The sequence below is a fragment of the Streptomyces sparsus genome, from assembly GCF_054776295.1.
The window spans coordinates 1-9,044 of record NZ_BAAHCA010000115.1 but is presented as its reverse complement, the minus strand read 5'-3'; the positions used below and the strand labels follow the sequence as shown (position 1 = coordinate 9,044).

General features: G+C 73.3%; 6 protein-coding genes. 4 read left to right on the top strand and 2 right to left on the bottom strand.

All coding sequences use genetic code 11. The features are described from left to right. Positions 1 to 36: 36 nt before the first annotated feature. Both ACYVE9_RS08985 and ACYVE9_RS08980 read right to left on the bottom strand, forming a co-directional pair. Positions 37 to 630 (bottom strand): hypothetical protein, encoded by a 594-nt coding sequence (locus ACYVE9_RS08985; protein WP_461027219.1) that lies wholly within the window; start codon positions 628 to 630, stop codon positions 37 to 39. A 250-nt stretch (positions 631 to 880) separates the two neighbouring features. Then, positions 881 to 3,058 (bottom strand): RecQ family ATP-dependent DNA helicase, encoded by a 2,178-nt coding sequence (locus ACYVE9_RS08980; RefSeq protein WP_461027218.1) that lies wholly within the window; start codon positions 3,056 to 3,058, stop codon positions 881 to 883. 132 nt (positions 3,059 to 3,190) lie between these two features. On the opposite strand from ACYVE9_RS08980, the gene ACYVE9_RS08975 reads away from it, so the two are divergent. The 4 genes from ACYVE9_RS08975 to ACYVE9_RS08960 form a co-directional block, all read left to right on the top strand. Beyond that, positions 3,191 to 4,357: a DUF4192 domain-containing protein gene (locus ACYVE9_RS08975; RefSeq protein WP_461027217.1), complete on the top strand. Its 1,167-nt coding sequence runs from the start codon at positions 3,191 to 3,193 to the stop codon at positions 4,355 to 4,357. A gap of 179 nt (positions 4,358 to 4,536) precedes the next feature. After that, positions 4,537 to 6,522 (top strand): glycogen debranching N-terminal domain-containing protein, encoded by a 1,986-nt coding sequence (locus ACYVE9_RS08970; protein WP_461027216.1) that lies wholly within the window; start codon positions 4,537 to 4,539, stop codon positions 6,520 to 6,522. A 176-nt stretch (positions 6,523 to 6,698) separates the two neighbouring features. Next, complete coding sequence (locus ACYVE9_RS08965) at positions 6,699 to 7,457, top strand: NUDIX hydrolase (protein WP_461027215.1); 759 nt, start codon at positions 6,699 to 6,701, stop codon at positions 7,455 to 7,457. A gap of 339 nt (positions 7,458 to 7,796) precedes the next feature. Continuing rightward, the coding region (locus ACYVE9_RS08960) for an ATP-binding cassette domain-containing protein (protein ID WP_461027214.1) at positions 7,797 to 9,044 on the top strand (1,248 nt) is incomplete at its 3' end.

Sequence of the window (9,044 nt, the reverse complement as noted above, 5' to 3'; positions counted from 1 at the left end):
AGGCGCTGACCAGCGTCCGGGGTTGTGCCCGGCCTCTCAACCTGCCGCCGGTTTGATGCCGGCCGCCCCGGCGCCCACCCGCTCGGTGGCCGCGTGTTCGGCGCCGGTCCGCCGCCTGTGGCTGTTCGCGGAGGGGCGCCGGCCGCCGCGGTCCTCTCCCATGACCCGCCAACCGGAGGGGGTCAGCGTGATGTAGGCGCCGCACCGCAGCCCGTGCAGCGAGCAGGCGTCACGCAGGGCCCACATCCACGCGCCGTCCTCTTCCGTCCAGTGCTCGTCCCCGTCACGGCAGCTGAGGATCACGGCCGTGCGGACCGGCGCGCGGCGACGCAGATCGTGCGGTATGACCCGGCGCAGACGGGACAGCAACGCGTTGCGGAACTCCCAGCCGTCGGACTGTGCCACCCGGTGGGTGAACGAGGCGCTGGCCGCGAACCGTTCGTCGGGTTCCAGCACCGCGACCATCACCGTGCCGGGAACCGGCCGATGGCGCAGGTGCAGGCCGTTGACCACCTCGCGCGGGTCACGCAGCAGCGGGATGCCTGCCGAGACCCACTCGGCCGGCTCCAGCGTGCGCCCGAGCCGGGAGACGGTGTGAGTGGCCGGACCGGAAGTGGTGCTGAAGGCCATGCGTACCCCTGTGTCTGCGCCCATGGTTCGACACGGCGTCGGGCATGGGCGCACACCGCGACAGTGCCTCGAGGACGGGACTTCCCTGATACGGAAGTCATACAGATTCTCGTAGCCCGTACCCGCGGACGGCAACGAGTAAATTCGCTGAGCGGCCTGAATCAGGCGGTGGGCCCACTTTTGTCCGCTGCCCGCCTGCTCCGCGGAACGCGTCCGGCCGGGCCCGGGCCGGCCGGTGCCGCGGAACCCCTCAGCCCTGCACGGCGAGCACCAGTGGCAGCACCTCCTTCGCACCGGCGACTCGCAGCTGCCGGGCGGCGATGGCCAGCGTCCAGCCGGTGTCCGTGTAGTCGTCCACCAGCAGCACCGGCCCCTGCGCTGCGGCCACCGCCGCGGCCAGCTCCGGCGAGACCGTCAACGACTCGCTGAGGCCGCGCACCCGCTGGGCGCTGTTACTGCGCGAGCCGTTCGACGCACCCTCGTGGGCGTACCCGACCTCACCCAGCAGTGGCATACGGCCGATCTCGGCGATGCGTTCACCCAGCGACCGGATCAGCACCGGCCTGGTACGGGACGCGACGGTGACCACGCCGGCGGGACGGCTTCGCGCGGAGTCGGTCGCCCAGCCGCCCGGGCCCTTCGCCCAGTCGGAGAGCACCGTCACCACGGCCTGCACCACGTCGTCCGGGACCGGCGAGTCGTCGGCGCCCGGGGCGAGCATGGGGCGCAGACGGTTGCCCCAGCCGATGTCGCTGAGCCGGCCCAGCGCGCGCCCCGTCGAAGCCTGCTGGTCGACGGGGATGCGTCCGCGGAGGTCCACCCCGACGGCCGGCAGTCCCGTCGGCCACATGCGCCGGGCCTCCACCTCGACTCCGGGGCGGGCCAGCTCGCCCCGGGCGGCAGCCAGCGAGTCCGGGGCCACCTCGTCGGTGAACCGCGGCCCGGCGCAGTTGTCACAACGGCCGCAGGCGGTGGCGTCCGGGTCGTCCAGCTGCCGGCGCAGGAACTCCATGCGGCATCCGCCGGTGGTGGCGTAGTCGCGCATGGCCTGCTGTTCGGCCTCGCGCTGGCGTGCCACCCAGGCGTACCGCTCGGTGTCGTAGTGCCACGGTCGGCCGGTGGCCGTCCAGCCGCCCTTGACCCGCCGTACGGCCCCGTCCACGTCCAGGACCTTGAGCATCATCTCCAGCCGGGACCGGCGAAGCTCCACCCGAGGTTCCAGCGCGGGCAGCGAGAGGGGCCGGTCCGCCGCCGCCAACACGTCCAGCGTGCGCCGCACCTGCTCCTCCGGCGGAAAGGCCAGCGAGGCGAAGTAGCGCCAGATGGACTCGTCCTCCGGGCCGGGCAGCAGCAGCACCTCGGCGTGCTCGACCCCGCGACCGGCTCGTCCGACCTGCTGGTAGTAGGCGATGGGAGAGGAGGGCGAGCCGAGGTGCACGACAAAGCCGAGGTCCGGCTTGTCGAACCCCATTCCCAGAGCCGACGTCGCGACCAGTGCCTTCACCCGGTTCGCCAGCAGGTCTGCTTCGGCGGCCTCCCGGTCGGCGTTCTCCGTCCGGCCGGTGTAGGAGGCCACCGGGTGCCCGCGCTGCCGCAGGTAGGCCGCCACCTCGTCGGCCATCGCCACCGTCAGCGTGTAGATGATGCCCGAGCCGGGCAGCTGGTCGAGATGGCTGTCCAGCCAGCCGAGCCGGTGCGCCGCGTCCGGCATGCGCACCACCGACAGGCTGAGGCTCTCGCGGTCCAGCGGACCGCGCAGCACCAGGGCCTCCCGGGCCTGACCGTCCTCGGACGACGACGCCAGCCCGGTGCCCAGCTGCTCGGCGACGTCCGCAGTGACCCGGGCGTTGGCGGTGGCCGTGGTGGCCAGTACGGGCACCCCCGGGGTCAGCTCGGCCAGCATGGTGCGCAGTCGCCGGTAGTCCGGGCGGAAGTCGTGCCCCCAGTCGGAGATGCAGTGGGCCTCGTCGACCACGAGCAGGCCGGTGGCCGCCGCCAGCCGGGGCAGCACCTGGTCGCGGAAGTCGGGGTTGTTGAGCCGCTCCGGGCTGACCAGCAGCAGATCGACGTCGCCCGCCGCCACCTCGGCCTGGACCTGCTCCCACTCCTCGGTGTTGGCGGAGTTGATCGTCCGGGCGGTGATGCCGGCTCTCGCGGCGGCCTCGATCTGGTTGCGCATCAGGGCGAGCAGCGGGGAGACGATCACCGTGGGCCCGCCGCCCCGGCGGCGCAGCAGCGCGGTGGCCACGAAGTAGACCGCCGACTTCCCCCAACCCGTCCGCTGGACCACCAGGGCCCGGCGGTGGTGCGCCACCAGCGCCTCGATCGCCCGCCACTGGTCGGGGCGCAGGCGTACCTCGGCGTCGCCCTTACCCACCAGGCGGGACAGGACGGCGTCGGCTTCGGCGCGCAGATTTTCGGCAGTCATGACCCCATGCAACCCGATGGGGCCGACAACACGCGAGCCGGCCCTGTGGACAAGCGGTAGATCATCAGATGATCGACGCCGGCTGTGGATGACGGACGACGCACGATCGCCCGTCGGGTCCATCGTCGGGGCATGACACACATCGGACCCATCCAGGCCCAGTCCCTCGTCGACAACCGCGTCACTCTGCGTGGCCCCGCCGAGCTGGCCGACGCCCTGCCGTACCTGTTGGGCTACCACCCGGACGACTCGGTCGTCGTCGCCGGTCTGCACGGCGACAGCGGCCGCTTCGGAGGCCGCATCCGCCTCGGCGTCCCCGCCCTCCCGCAGGAGTGGCCGGACACCGCCCGGCAGGTCGCCGAATGCCTGCTGGACAACAGCCGGGCCCGGGGCGGCCGCCCGGACGGAGCCGTGGTCTACCTCTGCCAGGAACCGGCTCCCGGGGAGAGCGGCCGGCTCGTCATGGAGCGGCTCAGGCCGCTGGCCCAGGAGCTGCGCACCGCCTGCGGACGGCTGGAGATGCCCGTGCACGAAGCCCTCTGCCTCTCCGCGGGCAGGTACTGGTCGTACTGCTGCCCCGACCTCCGCTGCTGCCCGTCCGAGGGCTCTCCGCTGGCGCCGGTGGGCCGCTCGGCGATGGCGGCGGCCGCCGCCTACGCGGGCATCCAGGTCCGTGGCTCGCTGCGGGAGCTCACCGCCCGCCTGAAGCCGCTCACCGGCCCACGGGCGGAGAGCCAGGAAGAGGTTCTTGAGGACGCCGGCGCAGCCCTGCTGCCCCGAATGCTGGCCCAGAGCGATCGGGCCGAGGTCCGCAAGGAGACCCTGCAACTGGGTCTCCGGATGCTGCACCGCTTCCGTAACGGGTCACGGTCCGTCAACAGGCTCACCGCCGATGCCGCTGACGCCGCTGACGACGCACTGCTCTCCGACACCGAGGCCGCCACGCTCATCCTTGGCCTCCAGGATCGCCTGACGAGGGACCGCGCCGCGGAATGGATGGAAAACCAGGAGGCGGAGCCGGCACTTCGGTTGTGGCGGGCGCTGAGCCGCCGCTGCGTCGGCTCCTACGCCGAGCACGCCGCCGCCCCGCTCACCCTGGCGGGGTGGGTGGCGTGGGTCGGCGGTGACGAACCCGGCGCGCGGGTCGCCTTCGGGCTGGCGTTGGAAGCCGACCCGGGTTACGTCTTCGCCAGGTTGCTGCACTCCGCTTGCAACGGCGGCCTGGATCCCGAGCCGCTGCGGTCGTGCCTGCGAAAGCAGCGGGCCTCGCACGACGCACGATCGCCACGGACGGCGTGACCAGGCCCCCGGTGCAAGCGTTCACCGCAGTGCAGGTCGCCGCACCCACCGACCCCCGTCAGCTCGACGCACGATTCCGCCCGCGCGAGAAAGACCGGAGCACGCCCATGCGCCCGACACCCACCTCCACTCCCGGCGCCCGACCGCCTGCCCGCCCGCGGACGCCTCCACGTCCGTCCGTGCACGAGCCGGTGCACGCCCTGATGATCTGTGTCGCGGCACCGGCCATCGCGGTCTCCGCCGAGCACGGCCAACTCACCGGCCGTGGCCTGGAGGGCTTCTACCGCAGCGGCCGGAGGGTCCTTTCCACGCTCAGACTGACCCTTGCGGGCCGCGAGCCGGTTCCCTTGCAGGGCCGCATGACGGGCGCCGGCCGGGCGCGCTTCGTGGCAGCGGCGCGCACCACCGCCGACAGCGGCCCCGACCCGGCCGTCACCGTGGTTCGCACCCGCGAGGCCGAAGGCGTCGAACGCATCGAGGTACGCAACTCCGCCTCGCGGGCCCTCAGGTTCCCGGTGGAGATCAGCCTGGGCACGGATCTTGCCGAGCTCGCCGCAGTCGCGGTCGGATGTCCCGGCGCGGAACTGCCCGCCGCGGTGCACGGCAGCGGACTGTGCTGGTCGGCCGGCGGGGAGAGAGCCGTCGTGGTGGCCCGCCCCACCCCGGACACCGCCCTGGCGGCCACCGGCTCACTGCGCTGGGAACTGGACATCCCGGCGGCGGGCAGCCGGACCATCGTCCTCACCCTCACCTTGGAGAGCCCCACCACCGCGTCGAGTACCGCGAGGAGACCACGGTCCGCAGTCGCGCTGCCCGGCCCTCGACCGGACACCCCGGCGTTCCCCTGGCATCGGGCCGAAGCCGACTGCGACGACCCACGGGTACCCGCGCTGCTGCGCGCCAGCCTCGACGACCTGCAGGGACTACTGCTGCGTGACCCGGATCACCCGACAGACGTGCACCTGGCCGCGGGCGTGCCATGGCGATGTGTGCTCGCGCCTGCCGAGTCGCTTCGCGCCGCCCGGATGCTGCTGCCACTGGGAACGTCACTCGCGGCCACCACTCTGCGGCTGCTCGCTCGCGGCCAACTGACGGCGGACGGGCCGGAACGCGGCCGCATGCCCGGCTCCCTGCGGCAGTCGGGCCCCCTCACGCCGCCCAGTTGCACAGCGGTGGAGACGACCCTCATGTTTCCCGTGGTGCTCGCCGAGGCACGCCGCTGGGGGCTGCCGGAGGCCGACGTCGAGGCGCTGCTGCCCGCTGCTGAACGCTGTCTCGACTGGCTGCGCCGCGTCGCTCGCACCGACGGATACGTGCCCGACCCTGTGCCGTCGGGCCCGTATCGGTGCGAAGGCCAGGCCCAGGCCCACCGGGCGGCGCTGCTGGGAGCCGGCCTGCTGGACGCCACCGGCCGCCCCGGAGGCGACATGTGGCGGGAGTGGGCATCGGGACTGCGCACCCGGTTCCGGGCCGACTTCTGGCAGGACGACTCCCGGGGAGGCCGTCCCCTCGCCTGGCGAACCCGGGAAGGCAGCCAGTCGGCGCGGCTGGGTTCCACCGCGGTGGAGCTGCTCGACACCGGCCTGGACGCCGGCGGGGACCACGCACCCGGCCTGCTGGACAAGGTGCAGACCGAGCAGCTCGCGCGTCTGCTCGGCGACCCCTCGATGGACTCCGGTTGGGGGCTGCGCAGTCTGGGGGCCGCTGAGCCCGGCCACCACGCCTTCGGGCACCGCAGCGGTGCCGTCCGCAGTCAGGAGACGGCGACGGCCGTGGCCGCGCTGGCTGCCGCCGGTTACGAACGGGAAGCGGTGTCGCTGCTGCGCGGACTGTTGGACGCTGCGGAGCGGTTCGAGCACCGCCTGCCGGAGATGTACGCCGTGGAGCAGCGGTCTGCCGGTGGCGTGCCGATCCCGCACCCGGCCGCCGCACGCCCCGCAGCGGTGGCAGCGGCGGGCGCGATCCAGATGCTGCTGGCAGTCGTAGGGGTGCGGCCCGACGTGCCTGCGGGAACGGTGTCCGTCCGCCCGATGCCCTCCGCGCCCCTGGGCGTCACGCGGTTCACCGGGCTCCGGGTCGGAGGTATGCCGTTCTCCGTGCGGGTCAGCAGACTCGGAGTGGGGGTGGTGGAGGAGGCCGGAGCCGGGCTCCAACTCGGAGTGTGAGTGCCCGCCTTCCGCGGTCGGGGCAGGCCGGGGGGAGTTGGCGGCCATGGCCGAACTGTCGGCGACCCGGGTCACACACCGCTTACGGCCAGGCGCCACGGACCGCAGCTTCGGGCTCCGCCCAACGGTCACGTCGTCACCCTGTTTATCGTCAGGCAGACGACTATGATCACGGCATGCCCTACGACCCGTCGGCCTTCCCGCCCTTCGCCGTCACCGTCGACCTGGTCGTGCTCACCGTGCGTCGGCACGAGTTGTGCGCGCTCGCCGTCAGACGGGGTGAACCGCCCTTTCAAGGGCGGTGGGCACTGCCCGGTGGGTTCGTCCTGCCCGACGAGGACCTCTCCTCCGCCGCGGCCAGGGAACTCGCCGAGGAGACGGGCCTGCGGGTGCACGAAAGGGACGGGCAGCAGGCCGGAGCGCACCTTGAGCAACTCGCCACCTACGGCGAGCCCCACCGGGATCCCCGGATGCGGGTGGTGAGCGTCGCTCACCTGGTTCTCGCGCCCGACCTTCCCGCGCCGACCTCGGGTGGCGACGCGCAGACAGCCCGCTGGGCATCGGTCACCACGCTGCTCACCACGGGCGCCGGCCGCAGGTCGGAACCGGGAGAGCACACCTCCGCGCTCGCCTTCGACCACGAGCAGATCCTCGCCGACGGGGTGGAACGCGCCCGCTCCAAGATCGAGTACTCCTCCCTCGCCACCGCCTTCTGCCCGCCCGAGTTCACGGTGGGGGAGTTGCGCAGGGTCTACGAGGCCGTCTGGGGTGTGGCACTGGACCCGCGGAACTTTCACCGGAAGGTGACCGGTACGCCCGGCTTCCTTGTCCCCACCGGAGGAACCACCACCCGTCAGGGCGGCCGTCCCGCCCAGCTGTTCCGGGCCGGCGGCGCCACGCTGCTGAATCCCCCCATGCTCCGGCCGGAGGTCTGACGCTGTCGGCCTGACGGCCCACCCCGGCCCGGGCTCACACTCCAACCCGGCTTCTCCGTCCCGGCTGCCTCGCTCCGGAGGCCGCGCGGTGCAGGCCGTCCGGCACCAGCACGCGCGACAGGCACGCTGGCGTGGTGCGCCCGGCACAGCCCTCCACGCCTGCCCGTTTCCCACGCCTGCCCGTTTCCCACCGTCGGCCTTCGGCCTCTCGCCCACCCGCCCCTGACTGATCGTCACGCTGTGGCAGCACCGACACCCCGGTACGGGAGCCCAGCTACCAAGAAAACGGACATATCGCGTTATCTTGCATGCGTCCCCCATGCGTTCGCGGGAGAAGCGATGATTCAGGCAATCGGACTCACCGACGCCCCCCGCCGCGGCAGACCACCCGCCGTCGACGACCTGACGTTCGAGGCCCGCCCGGGCCGCATCACGACCCTGCTCGGCCCGCCCGCGGCCGGCAAGTCCACCGCGCTGCGCCTCATGCTGCAACTGCGCTCCGGCCGGGGGGTGGCGCTCTTCCGCGGGCGACCACTGCACCGCGTCCCGCACGTCGCCCGAGAGATCGGCATCGTGCTGGGTGACGTCGCGGGCCATCCTGGCCGCACCGCCCGCAACCACCTGCGCATGCTCACCGCCGTCACCGGGGTGCCGGTGGCCCGGGCCGACGAGATGCTGGACGTGGTCGGGCTCAGCGGCCTCGCCGACCAGCCGCTGGGCACCTTCTCGCTGGGCATGGACCGCAGGCTGGGGCTGGCCGCCGCGCTGCTCGGTGACCCGCACACCCTGGTGCTGGACGAACCCGGCCACGGGCTCTCGCCCCGGGAAACCGCCTGGCTGCACGGCCTGCTGCGCGAGTACGCCGATCAGGGCGGCCTGGTACTGACCACCAACCGGGACCCGAAGGAGGCGGCCCGGCTCGCCGACCAGGTGATCACCTTGGAAGCCGGTCGCCTGGTCGCCGACCAGGAGGCGGCCGACTTCGCCCGGACCCGGCTCCGCCCCAGGGTTGTCGTCAGCTCCCCCCACGCGGAGCGTCTCGGTGCGCTGCTCGTGCAGGAGGCGCGCAGTCCGGTGCCGGCCGCCCGTCCGGCCGGTGGTCACCGCGCCGAACCGCTGGAGGTGGTCCGGGAGTCCGGTGGTCGCATCGCCGTCTACGGAAGCGACTGCGCGACGGTGGGGGAAACCGCCTACCGGCACGGCATCCTCATGCACCGGCTGGCCGAGGAGGTGGGCGATTCCGGTGACCGCAGCGGCGTCACCCCGCTGGCCAGGGCGGACGGCCGCCCCTCCGCAGCCGCGCCCCGAGCACTCACCGCCGCCGACTCCCACCTGTCCGTTACCGCCGTCTCCGCCCCTCACGGGGAGTCGGGAGCCCTCGCACTGCCGAGCGCGGCCAGCGCCCCCAAGGCGGCGCTCCCCGCCGCACTGCCCAGCTCCTCGACTCCGCAGAGCCCCACCACCGGCTCCGCCCCGATCGACGCTCAGCCGGCCACGGCCCACCCCGCCGGTCACGGCACCGGCCCCGCCGGCGCTCCTGGCGCTCCTGCATACGCGTCACACGCCTCCGCCACGCCCGCCACCGCC